This is a genomic window from Vreelandella indica (assembly GCF_037070225.1).
Classification (GTDB): Bacteria; Pseudomonadota; Gammaproteobacteria; order Pseudomonadales; family Halomonadaceae; genus Vreelandella; species Vreelandella arctica.
This window is the reverse complement of the sequence record NZ_JBANSO010000002.1, coordinates 131,177-150,513: the sequence shown is the minus strand read 5'-3', so window position 1 is coordinate 150,513 and position 19,337 is coordinate 131,177. Positions and strand designations below refer to the sequence as shown.

Annotated in this window: 18 protein-coding genes; 8 read left to right on the top strand and 10 right to left on the bottom strand. The window is 52.1% G+C overall.

The window, feature by feature from the left end; all coding sequences use genetic code 11:
* Positions 1-78: 78 nt before the first annotated feature.
* Positions 79-1,215: an iron-containing alcohol dehydrogenase gene (locus V8L71_RS02375; protein WP_336269007.1), complete on the top strand. Its 1,137-nt coding sequence runs from the start codon at positions 79-81 to the stop codon at positions 1,213-1,215.
* Between the two features lie 29 nt (positions 1,216-1,244).
* Entirely contained in the window at positions 1,245-2,033 is a 789-nt protein-coding gene (locus V8L71_RS02370) for an SDR family oxidoreductase (RefSeq protein WP_336273107.1), read from the top strand.
* A 133-nt stretch (positions 2,034-2,166) separates the two neighbouring features.
* Here V8L71_RS02370 and V8L71_RS02365 read toward each other — a convergent pair whose 3' ends face one another.
* Complete coding sequence (locus V8L71_RS02365; RefSeq protein WP_336273106.1) at positions 2,167-3,054, bottom strand: NAD(P)-dependent oxidoreductase; 888 nt, start codon at positions 3,052-3,054, stop codon at positions 2,167-2,169.
* 281 nt (positions 3,055-3,335) lie between these two features.
* On the opposite strand from V8L71_RS02365, the gene V8L71_RS02360 reads away from it, so the two are divergent.
* Positions 3,336-4,172: a DUF6694 family lipoprotein gene (locus V8L71_RS02360; protein WP_336273105.1), complete on the top strand. Its 837-nt coding sequence runs from the start codon at positions 3,336-3,338 to the stop codon at positions 4,170-4,172.
* A 101-nt stretch (positions 4,173-4,273) separates the two neighbouring features.
* Here V8L71_RS02360 and V8L71_RS02355 read toward each other — a convergent pair whose 3' ends face one another.
* Both V8L71_RS02355 and ppnN read right to left on the bottom strand, forming a co-directional pair.
* Entirely contained in the window at positions 4,274-4,474 is a 201-nt protein-coding gene (locus V8L71_RS02355) for a hypothetical protein (protein ID WP_008958028.1), read from the bottom strand.
* A gap of 167 nt (positions 4,475-4,641) precedes the next feature.
* The gene (gene ppnN, locus V8L71_RS02350) at positions 4,642-6,024 is read right to left on the bottom strand and encodes a nucleotide 5'-monophosphate nucleosidase PpnN (RefSeq protein WP_101147234.1); all 1,383 of its coding nucleotides are present in this window, start codon (positions 6,022-6,024) and stop codon (positions 4,642-4,644) included.
* Between the two features lie 155 nt (positions 6,025-6,179).
* Here ppnN and V8L71_RS02345 point away from each other — a divergent pair, with 155 nt between their 5' ends.
* Positions 6,180-7,088, top strand: a complete 909-nt coding sequence (locus V8L71_RS02345) for a LysR family transcriptional regulator (protein ID WP_101147235.1) — start codon at positions 6,180-6,182, stop codon at positions 7,086-7,088.
* A 25-nt stretch (positions 7,089-7,113) separates the two neighbouring features.
* Here the strand turns inward: V8L71_RS02345 and gcvP are convergent, their stop codons facing one another.
* Both gcvP and gcvH read right to left on the bottom strand, forming a co-directional pair.
* Positions 7,114-10,008 carry an aminomethyl-transferring glycine dehydrogenase gene (gene gcvP / locus V8L71_RS02340; protein WP_336273104.1) on the bottom strand — a complete coding sequence of 965 codons (2,895 nt, stop codon included), beginning with the start codon at positions 10,006-10,008 and terminating at the stop codon, positions 7,114-7,116.
* 84 nt (positions 10,009-10,092) lie between these two features.
* On the bottom strand, positions 10,093-10,482 hold the full coding sequence (gene gcvH / locus V8L71_RS02335) for a glycine cleavage system protein GcvH (protein WP_008958023.1): 390 nt from the start codon (positions 10,480-10,482) through the stop codon (positions 10,093-10,095).
* A gap of 325 nt (positions 10,483-10,807) precedes the next feature.
* Here gcvH and V8L71_RS02330 point away from each other — a divergent pair, with 325 nt between their 5' ends.
* Together V8L71_RS02330 and gcvT are read left to right on the top strand one after the other, a co-directional pair.
* Positions 10,808-12,214, top strand: a complete 1,407-nt coding sequence (locus V8L71_RS02330; protein ID WP_101147238.1) for an alanine/glycine:cation symporter family protein — start codon at positions 10,808-10,810, stop codon at positions 12,212-12,214.
* A gap of 126 nt (positions 12,215-12,340) precedes the next feature.
* Complete coding sequence (gcvT, locus tag V8L71_RS02325; protein WP_101147239.1) at positions 12,341-13,453, top strand: glycine cleavage system aminomethyltransferase GcvT; 1,113 nt, start codon at positions 12,341-12,343, stop codon at positions 13,451-13,453.
* A gap of 85 nt (positions 13,454-13,538) precedes the next feature.
* On the opposite strand, the gene V8L71_RS02320 is transcribed toward gcvT, so the two are convergent.
* From V8L71_RS02320 to V8L71_RS02310, 3 genes are all read right to left on the bottom strand, one after another.
* Positions 13,539-14,405 (bottom strand): LysM peptidoglycan-binding domain-containing protein, encoded by an 867-nt coding sequence (locus V8L71_RS02320; RefSeq protein WP_101147240.1) that lies wholly within the window; start codon positions 14,403-14,405, stop codon positions 13,539-13,541.
* A gap of 32 nt (positions 14,406-14,437) precedes the next feature.
* Positions 14,438-15,319 (bottom strand): 1-acylglycerol-3-phosphate O-acyltransferase, YihG family, encoded by an 882-nt coding sequence (gene yihG / locus V8L71_RS02315; RefSeq protein WP_336273103.1) that lies wholly within the window; start codon positions 15,317-15,319, stop codon positions 14,438-14,440.
* A gap of 118 nt (positions 15,320-15,437) precedes the next feature.
* The gene (locus tag V8L71_RS02310; protein WP_336273102.1) at positions 15,438-16,334 is read right to left on the bottom strand and encodes a LysR family transcriptional regulator; all 897 of its coding nucleotides are present in this window, start codon (positions 16,332-16,334) and stop codon (positions 15,438-15,440) included.
* A gap of 165 nt (positions 16,335-16,499) precedes the next feature.
* Between V8L71_RS02310 and V8L71_RS02305 the strand changes: the two genes are divergently transcribed.
* Positions 16,500-17,198 carry a CoA transferase subunit A gene (locus V8L71_RS02305; protein WP_336273101.1) on the top strand — a complete coding sequence of 233 codons (699 nt, stop codon included), beginning with the start codon at positions 16,500-16,502 and terminating at the stop codon, positions 17,196-17,198.
* A 78-nt stretch (positions 17,199-17,276) separates the two neighbouring features.
* Positions 17,277-17,939: a CoA transferase subunit B gene (locus V8L71_RS02300; RefSeq protein WP_008958016.1), complete on the top strand. Its 663-nt coding sequence runs from the start codon at positions 17,277-17,279 to the stop codon at positions 17,937-17,939.
* An 81-nt stretch (positions 17,940-18,020) separates the two neighbouring features.
* Here the strand turns inward: V8L71_RS02300 and V8L71_RS02295 are convergent, their stop codons facing one another.
* A complete protein-coding gene (locus V8L71_RS02295; RefSeq protein WP_336273100.1) occupies positions 18,021-18,788 on the bottom strand; it encodes a VOC family protein in 768 nt (255 codons plus the stop codon).
* Positions 18,789-18,927: 139 nt separating this feature from the next.
* Positions 18,928-19,191: a GrxA family glutaredoxin gene (locus V8L71_RS02290; RefSeq protein WP_336273099.1), complete on the bottom strand. Its 264-nt coding sequence runs from the start codon at positions 19,189-19,191 to the stop codon at positions 18,928-18,930.
* Between the last annotated feature and the right edge of the window lie 146 nt (positions 19,192-19,337).

Below are 19,337 nucleotides of genomic sequence, written 5' to 3'. Positions count from 1 at the left end.
GGTGTTGCCTCGTCAGGCTTGTTCGCAGTGCGAGAGTAAGTTATTACTAAAAACACTAACAATTCCAAAGGTACTGAAATGGCAATAATCAACTATGTTACTCAAATTCAATTTGATTTCGGGGCTGCCTCGCTGCTGCAGTCAGAGTGCGATCGTCTAGGTATTCGGCGCCCTATGGTGGTGACTGATGCGGGAGTGCGGGCCGCGGGTATTGTCGACCAAGTGCTAAAGCATTTAAGTGATCCTAATCCGGCCATTTATGATCAAACGCCTCCCAACCCCAATGAGGCCGCCGTGCGTCAAGCCGTTACGCAATACCGCGAGGGTGGTTTCGATGGCATCATTGCCATTGGTGGCGGCTCCTCCATTGATCTTGCTAAAGGCGTGGCTATTTGCGGTACCCATGAAGGCTCTTTGAAATCCTTTGCGGTGGTTGAAGGAGGCTCAGAGCGAATTACCGCTGCCACGGCACCTGTTATCGCAATTCCAACGACGGCAGGCACCGGGAGTGAAGTAGGCCGCGGGGCGATTCTGATCCTGGAAGATGGGCGTAAAGTTGGCCTGTTATCACCCCACCTGGTACCTAAATCTGCTATTTGCGACCCTGAATTAACGTTGAGTCTGCCCGCTCAAATGACGGCAGCCACGGGGATGGACGCCTTATCTCATTGCCTTGAAACGTTCATGTCGGCGGCCTTTAATCCTCCTGCCGACGGCATCGCGTTGGATGGACTGCGCCGCGGCTGGCTGAATATTGAGAAGGCGACGCGCAACCCCGGTGATCGGGAAGCACGCATGAATATGATGAGTGCCTCAATGCAGGGGGCGATGGCTTTTCAGAAAGGATTAGGCTGCGTACATAGCTTGAGTCATTCGTTAGGCGGTATTAATCCGCGGCTTCACCACGGCACGCTTAACGCCATTTTCCTGCCAGCAGTGATCGAATTTAATTCCAGCTGTGAGTCTGTAAAGCATGAGCAAAAGCTCGAGCGCATTGCCCAGACGATGCAGCTCAGTAGCCCCGCTGATATTGGCCCGGCTATTACAGACATGACTAAGCGCCTCGATTTACCCATGGGGTTAGCGGAATTGGGCGTGTCTGAAGCGTTATTCCCTCGAATCATTAAAGGCGCCTTGGCTGATCACACCCACAAAACGAACCCGCGCATTGCGAGTGAACAGGATTATCAGTGGATGCTTGAGCAATCCCTCTAAATCGATCACTGGCGAAACAGGAGTAGAAAATGGAACTAGGTATTGCAGGTCGTTGGGCACTGGTGTGTGCCGCAAGCAAGGGTCTTGGAAAGGGGTGTGCCGAGGCGTTGGTAATGGAGGGAGTGAATGTGGTTATCAACGCACGCTCCTCCGAGTTACTGGAAAAGACGGCGGTGCATTTACGGCAAATGAACCCTGATGTGACGGTGCTCACTGTGACGGGGGATATTTCACAAGAAACGACACGCCAAGCGGTGCTAGCCGCTTGTCCGCAAATAGATATCTTGGTGAATAATGCCGGTGGCCCTCCACCAGGAGACTTCCGAGATTGGTCACGACAGGACTGGTTAGACGCTGTCGATGTCAATATGGTCACGCCTATTGAGCTCATCAAGGCAACGGTAGACGCCATGGCGGAACGGGGCTTTGGCCGGGTGATTAATATCACCTCAGCAGCCGTTAAAGCACCCATCGATATTTTGGGGTTATCCAATGGTGCCCGCAGCGGGTTGACGGGCTTTATCGCGGGCTTGGCTCGTCAACCGCAGCTTGCTGGTCGCAACGTAACGATCAATAACTTGTTACCAGGCTCTTTTGATACTGATCGATTAAAGAGCACTCATCAAAACGTCGCAAAATCCTCCAACCAGGAATACGAAAACGTTCGGGATTCCTTTCGCCAAAAAGTTCCTGCGCAGCGTTTCGGCACGGCGGAAGAGTTTGGCGCCTTCTGTGCGTTTCTGTGTAGCGCTCAGGCCGGTTATATGACCGGACAAAATATACTGTTGGATGGTGGCAGTTACCCAGGAACGTATTGAGCAACACGTGTGGTGAATAGCGCAATCCAATAACATCGACGTGGCGAGCTTCTTTAAAGTGTAATCGGCACGTTGATGTTGCGCCTGCTCTTAATTAGTAGCCTTCCAATGTCGACTCGCCGAATGAGGCGGTTTACAGATCTTGCTTATTTCGCAACATGCTGGCGTCGTAAAGCCGAGGCACATACTGGTCGTTGCCCAGTGTGTTTTCAGCTTGCTTCAATACCTCGCGTAAGGCAGGCAGCATCATGCTCTCGAAACCAGATGCCGTGATCGTTTCGCTTAAATAACCCATGTCTTTACCGGCATTACCCAGGCTAAAGCGCAAACGTGTTTCATCTGCTTCAAGCACCCAGGGCATAACGGCGTTGAACATGGCGCTATTGGCGCCTCCTTGTGAACACACTTCATATAACTTGTGTTGATCAACGTCCAAGTTAGCCGCCATCGCCGCGGCTTCTGCCGCCAGGGCAGCGGCGCCAAGCGAGAGATAGTTATTGATCAGTTTGAGTTTGTGGGCTGAACCAAGCTCACCGATATGAAAGATATTTTCAGCGAATGACTCTATGGCTGGCCAGGCCTGATCGACTACTTTTTTGCTACCTCCCACCATGACATTGAGCCGTCCTTCGCGGGCTTCCTTTGGTGTTCTTGCTAATGGGGCGTCCAACAAGTGGCATCCTGCGGCTTCGATACTCGCGGATAATCGTTGTGTCGATTGAGGTAGCGATGTCGAGCAATCGACGATAATCAAACCAGGATTCGCGCCAGCAAGAAGACCCTCAGAACCCAGAGTGATGTTTTCCATTTGCTCACTGGTACTGACACAGACAAAAACTAAATCACTGCGTGAGGCAACTTCGGCAGGTGTCCCTACCTCGTTTGTTCCTAACTGACATAGCGCTTCGATAGGGGCACGATTTCGATGCGCCATGATAGTCAAAGGAAAATTATGTTTAATAAGGTTTGTGGCCATACCCTGGCCCATCAAGCCAAGTCCTATAAAGCCAATATTTAGCATTTTCTTACTCCCTTTTATAAGGTTGTTAGAGTGGCATAAGAGTAAAAAGAGAAGGCGATTGTGCATCGCTATGAATTCAGGTTACACCCTCTTAGGTAAGCCAGCATCTCACTTTGATTTTGTTCGTTCTGCATCGTAACTACTGGTAAAGAGAATACGATGACGGTGTGCCACTATGGTGATGGCAAATTTAACTCGCTAGCACCAAAGGGTAGTGATAAATAGGACTTTCCGTTAAGCTCCTCAGCAATTTTTACCATTGTCTGCGTTGAGGTGTGTGTATGTGTAGCCCTCTAAGGCTGTCTGCAATAGCACTATCAGTACTCATGATAGCGGGTTGTTCAGACCCCAAAATTGACACAAGCTCCATGCCCGCGTCAGTCGTCTCGGTCGAAAAAGTGCGCAACTCGCTGCCTACTTATAAGCGCGACGATTTTGATCAAGGGCTCATTATTATTTCGACGGCATCGACATTTAACAGCATTGATATTCTTAATCCTAACCGTATGAACGCGGCAGAGATCGCTGAGTCAGCCAATGTGCAAATGCATGGATTGACTGGCGATCAGGTTATTCAACGCGCCGATCAAATACTTCGCGAGCGCCGGTCACGAGAGCGTGAGCAGGCAATTCGCAAGTTAACACGATTAGAAGAGAAGCAGGCTAAGGCGAAAAGCGACCAGCAGCAGTTAGCGCGTTTCAGTATTGATAATGCTCGCTATTACATGGGCAAGAGCCCTTATGGGGCTCCTGAGCCAGTGATTGATCTTGAAGTGACGAATAACACTGATAAGGTCGTTTCCGAGCTGTCTTTAAGAGGAATCGTTACCAGTCCTGACCGCTCACAGCCTTGGGTCGATGAGCAATTCTACTACGTTGTACCGGGGGGGATTGAGCCGGGAGAGACGCTGGCCTGGAGTCTTGCGCCTAATCGTTTTGGCCCCTGGGGAGAACCTCAAATACCAAGTAATGCAGAACTGACAGTTAGATTGGAAGGCCTGCGAGGAGCTGATGAGCAGCCATTATGGGACTCCCCAGCGCTAAGCAAAAGCGAAATTACCAAGCTAGAGCGTCTTCGGGCGGAGTATGGCGGTGTGGCGTTATCGAACGTGGAATAAGCGTCGTGTGGAATAAAGTAAGGTTGCCGTACTACAAAACGCCCTAACGTTTGGCTGTTAGGGCGCATGTGTTATAGCGGTTACCCGCTATTTGAAGTTATTTACTCTTTGGCTTCATGATCCGCCAACGCAGCCACTATGGCTTCTTCCCACTGTCCTTCCGTTAGCCCCCAATGTTCCATTTCTGCTTGGTCGGGACTGCCTTCGGCGGCATCGCGTAATTTATCGACGCTACTGCTTTCATAGCAGTGTTTGGCGAAATCCTTTGTTTTTACATCTTGTAACTGATTAATCATCGACATGTGAGTTCCTTTCAGTAGTGATTAGGGCAATAGTGACAGGTGCATTGCCCACGCTAGTGTAGCTAATCAGGCCACTTATTTCTGGAATGGTTCCTGTTGTCTGGGGCTGATCGCGCCTGTAGCACACAGCCGCCACCTAATCGTCAGCTGTGGTGCGGTGTTGCGGTTTATTTAAGTACGTAGCAGGGTGTGTAATGCTGACCATCTAGCTTCATGCGACCTTGTGCCACAAATGAGGTCAATAGTTCATCCAAGCGCTGCATCAGTTCAGGCTCAGCCGTCAGCACAAAGGGACCATGGGCTTCAATGGCGCGAATACCGTCTTCTTTAACATTGCCCGCTACAATCCCGGAGAACGCCCGGCGCAGGTTAGCGGCTAGCTCATGAGTTGGTTGTAAGCGGTGAAGCGCTAGCGATCGCATCGCTTCATGGGTCGGTTGAAACGTTGCCTGAAAATCGCGTGCAATGGTTAACCGCCAGTTGTAGTAGAACGCATCCTGGTGTGTGCGCCTAAATTCAGCAATTTCGTCGATGCCATGGCGCATGGTGCGAGCAACCGCCACCGGGTCGCCTGTAATAATCGTGTAGTAGCGACGAATTTCTTCACCGAGCGTATAGACCAGGAATTCATCGATTTTCTGAAAGTAGGCGGCAGAATCGGCAGGGCCAGTGAAAATTAACGGGAATGGGATATCTTTATTGCTTGGGTGCAGCAAAATACCCAATAAATAGAGAATCTCTTCCGCCGTGCCAACACCGCCAGGAAAAACAATAATGCCGTGGCCGAGGCGCACAAATGCTTCCAGGCGTTTCTCAATGTCCGGCATTACCACTAGTTCATTAACGATGGGATTGGGCGCTTCGGCGGCGATAATGCCGGGTTCTGAAATACCTAAATAACGACCCTCTTTACGGCGCTGTTTTGCATGGGCGACGTTGGCGCCCTTCATGGGGCCTTTCATAGCCCCTGGCCCACAGCCGGTACAAATATCTAAATCACGCAGACCTAAGTGGTAGCCGACGTCCTTGGTATACTCATACTCTTCACGAGAAATAGAGTGACCGCCCCAGCAGACCACTAGGCTAGGGTCGCGGCCAGGTTTCAACGTGCCCGCTTTGCGCAGGATATGGAAGACCGCATTGGTAGTGCCTTCGCCAGTGCTAAGGTCAAAGCGGTTGTGATGTTGAATTTCGTTATAGACGTAAACGATATCGCGAATAATTGAGGAGAGATGTTCGCGGATGCCGCGGATCATACGGCCATCCACAAACGCTTCCGCTGGCGCGTTAGTCAGCTTTAAGCGAATGCCGCGATCTTGTTGCAATACTTCAATATCAAAATCTTTATAGGCTTCTAAAATCGCCAGACTGTCGTCACTTGGGTTACCACAATTTAAAACCGCCAGTGCGCAACGCCGAAGTAAATCATGAAGGCCACTTTGAGAGGTTTTATGCAGGCGATTAACTTCATGCTGAGAAAGTACTTCCAGGCTTCCTTCTGGGGAAATGATACTGGAAAGGGTGGCGCGGGGTTGAGCAGTTGCGGTCATTAGTGGGGCTGTCCCTGGTCGTTTGAGTGCTATTGGCAGTTTACCATGCCCAGGCAGCCGGTACAGCGGTACAGCGGCGCAACGACTGCCCGGGCCGCTGTGCTACTATGAACCCTGTTTAAAAGGATGGCTGCTAAAGACAATGGTTCTTTACTATGTTTAACGCTCAATATTTCCGTACGTTTATTACGTTAGTGGAAACAGGCAGTTTTACCCGTACCGCTCATCGCTTGGAAATGACGCAGCCCGGCGTAAGCCAGCATGTTCGCAAGCTAGAAAGCTACTTAAATAAAGAGCTGCTTGAGCGCAAGGGGCGCAGTTTTACGCTAACGGAAACGGGGCGGCGAGCTTATGATTATGCGTTGAAGCTGTTTGCTGAGCATGAACAGTTTCGTCATGGCTTAGATGACGACTCACTCGATAGTGGCGATTGCCGTATTGCATCACCTGGAAGCGTGGGTCTGATGTTTTATCCGTATATTTTGGGCCAGCAGCAAATGCACCCCAATTTAACGGTCAACTATAGTTTCGCTTTTAACCATGAAATTGTGAATGATCTGTTAGATGGCCGCTATGACATTGGCATTGTCACGGAGGCAATGAGTCACCCTGAACTTCATTGCTCTATTTGGCATCAGGAGCCTCTCTGTTTAGTGGTGCCCGCTGATTTTGCCGGTAGTACGCTGTCTGATTTGATGGGGATTGGCTTTCTCAATTATTACGACGGCATTAACCACGCTAATGCGCTATTACGGGCTAATTATCCGGATGAGTTTCGTTCAATGACGCATTTCCGCCATCAGGGCTTTACCAATGAAGTCAGCATGGTGCTGGATGCGGTCGCCAGGGGGCTTGGCTTTACCGTGGTATCGAGATTGGTGTTGGAAACGTCTCCTTGGCAGCGCCAAGTCAAAGCACTCAATCTGCCCAATGCGGTCAATGAAGTGCTTTATCTACTTCGCCGTCGCGACTCGGTACTGCCTAAACGCTACGAAAAGCTGTTAAACGGCTTTCACGCCCAGCGTGTGCAAGAAAAAACGCCCCTGATGCCATCGAACGGTTAAGGCAGCAGGGGCGTTTAAGTGGCGTTTAGTCGCGATACTCGTCAATGCTGGGGCAAGAGCAGATCAACTGACGGTCGCCAAACACGTTGTCAACGCGGTTAACGGCAGGCCAGTATTTAGCGGCTTGTACAGCAGCGGTGGGGAAGGCAGCTAACTGACGGTTATAAGGCCGTTGCCAGTCACTATCCATCAGGTCCGCCTGAGTGTGCGGCGCATTGACCAGCGGATTATTGTCCAACGGCCATTCACCGCTTTCCACCCGGGCAATCTCGTCACGAATGGCGATCATGGCATCGCAGAAGCGGTCAATTTCATACAGCGACTCCGATTCGGTCGGCTCGATCATTAGCGTGCCTGGCACCGGGAATGACATAGTCGGTGCGTGGAAGCCGTAATCCATTAAGCGCTTGGCAATATCCTCTTCGCTAATCCCGGAGGCCGCTTTAAGCGGGCGAATATCGATAATGCATTCGTGGGCGACGGTGCCGTTCTGGCCGCGATAAAGAATAGGGAATGACGCTTCCAAACGCTTGGCAATGTAATTGGCGTTTAGGATGGCAAGCTCGGTGGCTTCACGCAGCCCGCGCGCGCCCATCATTTTAATATAGGCCCACGAAATCGGTAAAATCGAGGCGCTGCCAAAGGCGGCTGCGGATACCGCACCGCTATCGCTATTCACACCGTTGATCGGCGTAACCACGTGGTTAGAAACGTAGGGCGCTAGGTGCGCTTTAACGCCGATAGGGCCCATGCCTGGGCCGCCGCCGCCGTGGGGAATACAGAATGTTTTATGTAGATTGAGGTGGGACACATCGCCGCCGAAATCGCCGGGACGCGTCAAGCCCACCTGAGCGTTCATATTGGCACCATCAATATAGACTTGGCCGCCATTGTCATGCACTACTTTGCACGCTTCGCGCACGCTGGTTTCAAACACGCCGTGGGTCGACGGGTAGGTTAGCATAATGGCAGACAGCTGATCGCGGTGCTGCTCGGCTTTCGCGCGTAAATCAGCCATATCAATGTTGCCGTTTTGATCGCATTCAACCACGACCACTTTCATCTGCACCATCGCCGCTGAGGCAGGATTGGTGCCGTGAGCAGAGCTAGGAATCAAGCAGACATCACGATGACCTTCGCCCTGGGCCGCCTGGTAACGGCGAATCGCCACTAAACCTGCATATTCCCCCTGCGCGCCGGAGTTAGGCTGCATGGAGAGATGATCATAACCGGTGACTTCAACCAAAAAGGCTGAGAGCTCATCAATCATCTGATGATAACCAGCCACCTGGTCGCGAGGGGCGAACGGGTGAAGATGTGCAAACGACGGCCAGGAAACGGGGATCATTTCGCTGGTGGCGTTGAGCTTCATGGTGCAGGAGCCGAGCGGGATCATTGCGTGAGCAAGCGACAGATCCTTATTCTCCAGGCGCTTCAAGTAGCGCAACATTTCGGTTTCGCTGCGGTAGCGGCTGAAGGTAGGGTGGCTCAAAAAGTCGCTTTCGCGTTGGTAGCTAGCGGGGATACCCGAGGCGCCGTTAGCCACTACCTGCTCGTCCAGCACTGCAACGGCAAGGCCGTGCTCATCGCCCAGCAGCACATCAAATAATGCGGCTACGTCGTGAGCGGTGGTGGTTTCATCGAGGCTGATGCCCACATTGCCATTGGCGAAGTAGTGCAAGTTAATATCGTGGGTCATGGCGCGGCCATGAATCTTGCCTGCATCAACGCCTGTCAAGCATAGCGTATCAAACCAGCTGTCATGGGCGAGTGTGACGCCTGCCTGCTTAAGGCCTTCAGCAAGTAGGGTGGTCAAACGATGAACGCGGCCCGCAATTTTGCGCAGACCCTCAGCGCCGTGATAGGTCGCATAAAAACCGGCAATATTGGCCAGCAATGCCTGGGCGGTACAGATATTCGAGGTCGCTTTCTCGCGGCGAATATGCTGTTCGCGAGTTTGCATCGCCATGCGCAGGGCGGTATTGCCGCGGCTATCTTTGGAGACGCCGATAATCCGCCCTGGGATTGAGCGCTTGAGCTTATCTGATGTGGCAAAGAACGCTGCATGAGGCCCACCAAAGCCCATGGGTACGCCAAAACGCTGGGAGTTGCCCACCACGATATCCGCGCCAAACTTGCCGGGCTCTTTCAGCAGCACCAAACTCAAAAGGTCGGTCGCCACGCAGGTCATGATGTTGCGGTCGGCGGCTGCGTTCAACAGCGGCGCTAAGTCACGAACTTCACCGCTGGCAGACGGGTACTGTACCAGGGCTCCAAAAACATCGTGGGCTGCCAGTTCTTCAGCCGGTCCCATAATCAGTTCGAAACCAAAGAACTCCGCACGGGTTTTAACCACGTCCAGCGTTTGTGGGAATACATCGTCGGCGACGAAGAAAGCGTTGGATTTGCTTTTCTTATTGCCGCGCTTACACAGCGCCATGGCTTCGGCGGCAGCAGTGGCTTCGTCAAGCAGTGAAGCATTCGCAAGCTCCATGCCGGTTAAATCCATTACCACTTGCTGGAAGTTCAGTAGGCCTTCCAGGCGGCCTTGAGAAATTTCCGGTTGGTAAGGCGTATAAGCCGTGTACCAACCTGGATTTTCCAGCACATTGCGCTGAATGACCGCTGGCATGTGCGTGCCGTAATAGCCTTGGCCAATGTAGCTTTTAGCCACGCGATTTTGCCGCGCCAACTGAGCTAAGTACTCTAACGCTTCGGATTCACTGCGCGGAACGTCTAGCGACAGTTCGTGCCCCAGGCGGATATCGCTCGGCACGGTCTGCTCGATCAGATCTTCCATGTGCTGCATATTGAGCGCTTTTAACATCGTGGTAACGTCATCACTACTTGGACCATTATGACGTTTGATAAAAGCATCGTGGTCGGCCAGCTCGGCCAGGCGGCGTGTTTCAAGAGACATGAAGAAGATTCCGAACGTTAAGAGAGAGCCGTGCAGGATAATAAGCGAAGCGCCTGCCAGAAAAGGCAGGCGCCTGAGTATGCTTTATTCGTCAGCGCTGAGCGTTGCCTGGTAGGCATCGGCGTCTAATAGGCCATCAATGGCATCGCTGTCTAGGCGAACTTTCATAATCCAGCCGCCTTCATAAGGCGCGTCATTGACTGTTTCGGGGGCGTCTTCAAGGGCTTCATTCACTTCAATGACTTCGCCCGCAACGGGGGAGTAAAGATCAGAAGCGGCTTTAACCGATTCAATCACACCAAACTCTTGGCCTTTTGTCAGCGCCGCGCCCACTTCCGGCAGTTCCACAAAGACGACATCACCCAGTGCTTGTTGGGCGTGATCGGTAATGCCGACGGTAACGGTGCCATCTTTGTGGTCAAGTACCCACTCGTGGCTTTCAGCGTAACGGAGATTGGCAGGAAGGTTGCTCATGATGTTTTCCTATATGAAACAGTTGTCTGGACCCGGGCATACTAGCGATTGTCGCTCACCTTGGCGACTGTCGGCTAGCGGAAAGCGAGCGAATAAAGATGTATGTTAACGTGTTTCCAATCGGAAACAAATTTCTTATCTGCTCCCTTCGACCGTAGTAGAGCGAGGTATTTTGATTCCGTTATTCCTTTGTGTTTGGTTATGAAAAAAGTGGCATCCTCTATGCGCAAGCGACATCACCATAGAAGACCACTAGCCACATAGTGTAAAACATGCAGATTCTGGGTTAACAAATGCAACAAACTAACAGGGTGAGGAGAAGCACATGGAAACATTAACTAGCCTCTTGGGGGCAATCAACGGCGTGGTGTGGGGACCCATCATGTTGATCTTGCTCCTGGGGGTAGGTATCTACCTGCAGATTGGCTTGAAACTGATGCCGATTAGAAAGCTCGGCATGGGTTTCAAGCTAATGTGGGCAGGACGAGCGCCAAAGCCAAGCGCTGATAAAGCGGTTAGTAAAGAGGGCGATGAGGGGGAAATATCTCCCTTTGATGCGTTGATGACAGCGCTGTCGGCGACCATCGGTACCGGTAACATTGCCGGTGTAGCCACAGCGATTGCGCTAGGTGGCCCAGGCGCGGTTTTTTGGATGTGGATTACCGCGCTAGTAGGGATGGCGACGAAATTTGCCGAAGCAGTATTGGCTGTCCGTTACCGTGAAACCGATAGCACTGGTTTCCATGTCGGTGGGCCGATGTTTTATATCAAAAACGGTTTGGGCAAAAAATGGCTCTGGCTGGGCGGTGTCTTTGCTTTCTTCGGCGGCGTGGCTGCTTTCGGTATTGGTAATACCGTACAGTCGAACTCAGTGGCAGATGCTATGGATGCCACATTTGGTGTGCCGCACTGGGTCACGGGCGTGATCATTATGGTGCTGGCAGGGGCGGTAATTCTTGGTGGTATCAAGCGTATCGCTAAGGTGGCGGGTAAGCTGGTCCCCATCATGGGCATTGCCTATGTGGTGGCAGGTCTGCTGGTATTGATCATTAACGCCGGACAGATTGGCGAAGCTTTTGGCTTAATCTTTTACTATGCCTTTAATCCAATGGCGGCGGCCGGTGGTTTTGCCGGTGCAGCAGTTATGGCGGCGATTCGCTTTGGTGTGGCGCGAGGCATCTTCTCTAACGAAGCGGGTTTAGGTAGTGCGCCGATTGCCCACGCAGCGGCAAAAACCAAAAATCCGGTGCGCCAGGGCTTAATCGCGATGCTGGGTACTTTTATCGATACCATTATTGTCTGCACGATTACCGCACTGGTGATTTTGACTTCTACCGTATGGATCGACGGTGAAGCCGGCGCGTCGCTGACTGCGCTCTCGTTTGACGCCGCGCTGCCAGGGTTCGGTAATCAAATTGTCGCGGTCGCCTTGGCTGTCTTTGCCTTCACCACCATTCTTGGCTGGTCATTTTATGGTGAGAAATGTTGCCAGTTCCTGTTTGGCACGCGTTCTATCATGATCTATCGCGTGCTGTTCGTGTTGGCGATCCCGCTAGGCGCCATCGCGCAATTGGGCTTTATCTGGTTAATGGCGGATACCTTCAATGCCATGATGGCCATTCCCAACCTGATTGCCTTGGCACTGCTTTCGCCGGTAGTCTTTAAGTTAACCAAGGACTATTTCGATGGCAAAGATGTACTACCGGGTGAAGAACTGGAACACGATCAATAAAACCTTCAGCTTGTTACGTGAGCTGCAAGTGAATGTTTGATGTATAGCTAAATGGAGTCGGGAAGGCACACAGGTGGCTTCCCGTTCTCTTTTGTGAGTGAAGAATTTCTAAGTGAGGAATCCCCCATGTCTGAATTAAAGCAAACGCCGCTGCATGCGCTGCACCTCCAATTGGGTGCCAAAATGGTGCCTTTTGCTGACTACGAAATGCCTGTGCAGTACCCGCTGGGGGTCAAAAAGGAGCATGAACACACTCGCCAGAAGTGCGGCCTGTTTGACGTCTCTCACATGGGCCAGATTAGTGTGTCTGGCGATAATGTCGCTGAAGCGCTGGAAACATTAATACCCGCTGATTTAGTGGGGCTTGAAAAGGGCGCTCAACGGTATGGGCTATTCACCAGCACTGAAGGTGGCATTATTGATGACCTGATGGTGGTCAATGCAGGCGATCACTTTTATCTCGTAGTGAACGCTGCCTGTAAAGATCAGGATTTAGCGCATTTGCGTTTGAATTTAGCATCAACCCATGAGGTTGAGACATTAGATCGTGGCTTGCTGGCGCTCCAAGGGCCTCAGGCGCGAGATGTGATGCAGCGATTGTGTCCTGAAGCGTGCGAGTTAGTGTTTATGCAGCATGGCCGCTTCACTATTGCGGGGCAGGAAGTGTGGGTGAGCCGCAGTGGCTATACTGGTGAAGATGGCTTTGAAATTTCAGTCGCGGCTGATGCCTGCGAAGCTTTCGCCGAGCGGTTGCTGGCAGAACCTGAAGTAGAGGCTATTGGCTTGGGCGCACGGGATTCATTGCGTCTGGAAGCAGGGTTATGCCTCTACGGGCACGATATGGATATGCAAACGACGCCTGTTGAAGCCGGGCTGATTTGGGCGATTGGTAAACCGCGTCGCCATGGCGGCGAGCGTGCAGGCGGTTTTCCTGGGGCTGACGTTATCCTGCATCAAGTTGATGCCAAAGATCATACCCGCAAGCGCGTCGGTCTGTTAGCCGACGGGCGTGCGCCTGTAAGAGAGGGGGCAACACTGGTAGACGAAGCGGGCAATGAGATTGGGGTGGTGACATCGGGCAGCTTTGGACCGAGCATCGGTAAACCGGTGGCGATGGGTTATGTGACCCGTGAGCTGGAGGCACCGCAAAGCACTGTGTACGCGGTAGTGCGCGGTAAGCAGTTACCCATGGTGGTTACCCCTATGCCGTTTGTAAAACCTGGCTACTATCGCGGCTAACAAGACGGCTGACATTAGCCTAAACCCCACGGCCTCTGTCTAAGCAGGGGCCGCATGGTTTTTAACCAGTGCTTTAACAAGTGCTTTAGCGCAGCACCTGCCTTGGATCGATGGGTTTACCACCCTGGCGCAGATCGAAGAGAAGATCGTAGCGCTGGGTTGCATCACTTTGACCGACCTCGCAAAGCGCATCACCCGCGTTCACCTGCTTGCCTACCTCGACCAATATACGATCACAAAGCGCGTAGACGGTTTGGAGATTGTCGGCATGATGCACGATCACGACCTCACCCAACTGACGCATTCCATCGGCGAAACGTACCTCACCCGGGGCGACAGATTTTGCTTGGGCGCCCGGTTGTGTTGCCAGCAGCATTGGCTGCAGAGTGCCACGGCTATCTGGGCCAAAGCGGCGAACCACACGATAATCATCCAATGGCCAGGGCCAGCGTCTAGCTGAAGCGGGCAGCGCCTGACTGGGTGCACTACTGGGCGCGGCAGCGGGTCGGTTAGGGCTAGGTGAACCACTACTGCTCGCAGCGGTTCGAGGCGCAGAGCCGCCAAGCGGAACGCTAACGACTTGGCCTACTCGTAAGTTAGTGGGCGTGGCGCTAGGGTTGGCGCTCTGAATACGGCCGCTGGTGGTACCAAAATGGCGGGCGACACTCGAAAACGTATCGCCGGGGCGAATTTGGTAACGATAAGGACCGCCGGAGGGCGCGCGCTCTTGCTGAGTGGGGATCAATAACCGTTGGCCTACCTTAAGCCGTCGTGCATTCACGCCTGGGTTAAATCGTTGTAACCGTTCTAGCGGCACATTAGCGCGGGCCGCCATCTGCCCGAGTGTGTCACCGCGCTGTACCTGCACCCAATTGCCACTAATCTGCGTAGCACTAGGGGCCGCCGCACGCTGGTATGACGATTGAGGCGCATTGGCACAGCCGACAAGCATTCCGGCTAATAGGCAGGTGCTTAGCAAACCAATCAGTCGTGATCGGTTTGGCCGTCCAACAAACCATCTTTTGCCCGCCAGAGTGAATTGATCCATGTGTGGAAACGTTCCTTATGCTGCTTTTCGTCGTGGTTATTAGGTGCGTACATCCACTGAGGAATATCTAGTTGCCGTGCGTATAGCGTAATGGGTGCTTCATTACCGCACAAAAAACCCCAAAAAGTGGGGGATGGGTTGGTATAGCTAATGGTTACGTCCAGAATACCATCTAATTGACTGCCTAGCAGGCTAAGTACCTGGGCAACGCCACCTGCTTTGGGGCGCAACAAGTGACGATAAGGGCTTTGCTGGGCATCGCGCTTAGCGACGCTAAAACGCGTGCCTTCGACAAAATTAAAAATCGCAATCGGGGCATTACGTGCCTGTTGGCACATACGCTCGGTAGACGTGCGGTCAATGGTGGCAAGTTTGGGGTTTTTAGCTATTTGTTCACGGCTAAAGCGGCGCATGAAGGGAAATTCAAGTGCCCAAAAAGCCAAGCCAACGATAGGAATCCAGATTAATTGACGTTTGAGGAAAAACCGTGGCATCGGTATGCGGCGGTGTAACGCCATGAATAGCATGAAGATATCCGTCCAACTGCGGTGATTGGATATCACCAGCCACCACTGTTGGGGGCTCAACTGCTCGGGAACGGTGATCGATACGTCGGGCTTAAGCCAGCGCCGCATCCACCACAGATTAAAGCCAATCCAGTTGAGTGCCACGGCATTTAAACCCAGCAGCACTTTCTGTTTCAGTCGCTGCCCGGGAACAATGAGTTTGAGTAGCGTCAACAGAATCAGAGGTACGCCCCAGAATAGCGTGTTGAGGGTTAGCAGCAGAGCGCTGACAAGCCCTTTTAAAATAGGCATACCACGTTTCCTTACCGTCAGACGAATAGCGTAATACTGAATGCTAAATGATCCTAGTCACGCTGCCCAGCAGAAACCCAGTTCGTCTCATCAACTGTCTCAACAACATAGTAGGGGGTTAGTCGACAGAGAGAGACGGTGCTTGGACCGTCTCAAGCAGTACAGTGCGAAGCGCATGGGCGGCAACGGAAAGCTCTTGGTGTGTCAAAATACCTACTCGGCAAGAGATGGCTGGCGCTGTTAGCGGTATGCACCGGGCGCCCAGCTCATGCATTTGTCGAATACACATAGAAGGCACTGCGCTCACCCCTAACCCGTCAGCAACCATTCTTCCGACGGTGGAGAGCTGGTGGCTTTCAAACGCCACAGGCAGTTCCATGTGTTGTTTCCGCAGCTCCTGTTCCAGTAATCGGCGTACCATAGAAGGGCGCTGCAGCGTAATAAAATCGTGATTGAGAAGGGTCGACCAAGCGAGCTGTGAGGCTTGATTTAGCGAGGAGGTGGGCGGCACTACAGCGACAAAATGATCTTCAAACAGGGGGGTAAACAGTAGGCTGCCCGCGCCTTCCGGTGAAAAAGCGATACCCATTTCCACCTGTCGAGAGCGCACCATTTCAGTGACTTCTTCATTGATCACGTCGTGGACTGTGATATTGATTTTGGGATATTGCTGGCGAAACTTAACCAACGCTGCGGGTAATAAATTACAGGCGAAAGCAGGCATGGCGGCGACGCTTAACCTACCCAGCTGAAGCGTGAAGCGCTGGCGCAACCGCTCTTCGGTATTATCCCATTGGGCCAGCAAGTGTTTGGCCAGCGGTAGCAGCGACTCGCCTTCTGGAGTTAGCCTAACGCTACGGGTGCTCCGGATTAACAACTTGCCCCCCAACGACTCTTCTAACCCCTTGATCGCCAAGCTGAGCGCTGGCTGGGATAAATACAGCCGCTCACAGGCTTGGGTAAAGCTGAGCGTTTGGGCGACCGCGAGAAAGGCGCGCAGCTGTTTGACAGTCATAAAGTGCCTTTTATAAGTTTTACCAATAAATTGATAAGAAAAACAAACTTAACAAATATATCATCTGGCACAACACTGGCACTATCGTAAGGGGCGGTCTATGTATTAATGACAGCTCATATCAATGACCACTCATATTTAATGACAACAACGTGAGGCACAACAATGGCAGGATTCGATAAGCGAGTATCTTCCTACGAAGAAGCGATGGAGGGCATCGAGAGCGGTATGACCGTCATCGCTGGCGGCTTTGGCCTATGCGGCATTCCCGAAAACCTGATCGCTGAAATCAAGCGTCGCGGCGTTAAAGACCTTACCGTGGTTTCAAATAACTGTGGTGTGGATGGTTTTGGATTGGGGGTACTGCTTGAAGATCGTCAAATCAGTAAAATTCTGGCCTCTTACGTAGGTGAAAACGCGTTATTTGAGAAGCAAATGCTAAACGATGAAATTGAGGTGGTGTTGACGCCTCAAGGCACGTTGGCGGAAAAAATGCGCGCAGGTGGCGCGGGTATCCCAGCTTTTTACACTGCCACCGGCTACGGCACGCCAATTGGCGAAGGCAAGGAAGTACGTGTCTTCAATGATCGGCACTATATTTTAGAAGAAGCCATTATTGGTGACTTTGCTATTGTGAAAGGCTGGAAAGCGGATCGCTATGGCAATGTAATGTATCGCCATACAGCACAAAATTTTAACCCCATGGCCGCCACCGCGGGGAAAATCACCGTGGTAGAAGTTGAAGAAATTGTGGAGCCGGGTGAGCTTGAGCCTAGCCAGATCCATACGCCAGGCATTTATGTGGATCGGATTATTCAAGGCACGTTTGAAAAGCGCATTGAAAAACGCACAGTGCGTAGTTAAGTCACCGCTTTTTCAAACACTTAAGTTTCAAATATCTCACTCGCTTCCCATTTAACGATTCAACAAGAGGTAGTCACCATGGCTTTAACACGAGAACAGATGGCACAGCGTGTCGCTCGCGAACTTCAAGATGGCTTTTACGTCAATTTGGGCATTGGTATTCCCACCCTGGTGGCCAATTACATTCCAGACGGCATTGATGTCATGCTGCAATCCGAAAACGGACTGCTGGGGATGGGCCGTTACCCCACCGAAGAAGAGCTTGATGCGGATATGATCAATGCGGGTAAAGAGACCGTAACGGCACGCCCGGGAGCGGCGATTTTCTCTTCAGCTGAGTCCTTTGCCATGATTCGTGGTGGGCATGTGGATTTGACCGTGCTGGGCGCCTTTGAGGTTGATCAGCAAGGCAATATCGCCTCGTGGATGATCCCCGGCAAGCTTATCAAAGGCATGGGCGGCGCCATGGACCTGGTGGCTGGCGCTGACAATATTATTTGCACCATGACGCATGCCTCCAAACATGGTGAATCCAAACTACTGGAAAAATGCGAGCTGCCGCTGACGGGGGCTGGCTGTATTAACCGCGTTTTGACCGATCTTGCTTATCTGGAAATCAAAGACGGTGCATTTATCCTCAAAGAGCGTGCGCCCGGCGTTAGCGTTGAAGAAATTGTCGAAAAAACAGCGGGCAAGCTAATCGTGCCAGACCACGTGCCTGAAATGACCTTTGACGCTTAATAAAGCACCACGTTAGCCTTAAGCCGACTAGCATTAGAGAGAGTGGAATAGTGAGACGCTAAACTGAAAAGAGTTAGCGTCTCACGCCATTTCACAACGTGTGTGATGGGGCAGAAGTACGTCGGCTAGGCGCTCGTGACTATGCTCTACATGTTTTTGGACGAGCGCCAGCCCTCCTAAGCAGAGGCGATGCTCATCGCCATCGGCGAATACTGCTTTCTGCGGTGTTGTTGGGTAAAAACGATGGTCGAGCAGTGATGACACCGTAAAAACACCGTTCTGCTGCTCTTGAAGGCTCAACATACCTACCTCTTTGAGACGTTGATCCAAAACGGCTAACGGTTCGCCAAGCTGACCACAATCAAAGCCCGCGTGGTGCAAGCGGGGTCCCATCACTGCAAGCCATGCGGCAAGTGGGTGGGCCTGCTGCAACTGCTGATAAAGCGCCCAAGAGGGCATTGGCCAGGGTCTACCGCGACAGAGTAAATTATGCCCTTTGCAATCCTGTGGATGCGATTGACGCACCAGTCCTTCAATCGCTTCTCGCGGCGCTTTAGAAAGGGTGCCTATTTGCAATTCGGCAAGCACCAGCCAGCTACTGCCATCGCTGGGGGCTAGCAAGTGCACTAGTAGGCCTTTGTCCGCCATGGCGTAGTGGCTAATAGCGCGGTAGCCCATGTGGGCTAAATTGCTGCTAAGCGCGGTAGCCGAAAAAGGACCGTAGTTGAGTGTGACTAACGTTAAATATTCGGCTGCGGCCGAGAGTGGCCACAGCCTTAATGCCCCAATATCGGGGTGCGTATGTACGTAGTCTAGCCACAGCTGCTGAACAAACTCCTGACGCTGCATGGTGAACTCCTTGCCCAAAAGTGGCACACCTCGCGTGGGCCATGAGTAACTGCACAGTATAGGCAAGCAAGGCAGGCAAGGGTTCAACGGGTATTAACGAGTGTTTTAACGGCAGCGCAGTGTCAATCGCCAATGACTATTAAACGACGAGGAGCTGTTTGTCGCGGACAAACTGGTCAAACTCGGTAAAGCCACCGACATGGGTTTGATCAACAAACACTTGCGGTACGGTGTGAATGGGTTTGCCAGCGGTCTTGGCGATATCTTCCTTTGTAACGCCTTCAGAAGGCATATCGACATAGCGGTACCCTTCAATTTTTCCAGCTTTTTCCAAGTGTTCCGCAAGGTGTTTAGCACGTACACAGAAGGGGCAGGACATCCGACCAAAAATAACCACAAACATAGGTGGCGCTCCTTTACGATAAGCAGAATAAGTTACAAAGTGGAACGTAACCGAGTGAAAAGTCTTTGCGGCACAATAAATCTGCGCCCATTGTGGCTTAGCAGCGCTTATTTCGCCAATAGCAGCTCGCTACATTGCCCATTAAT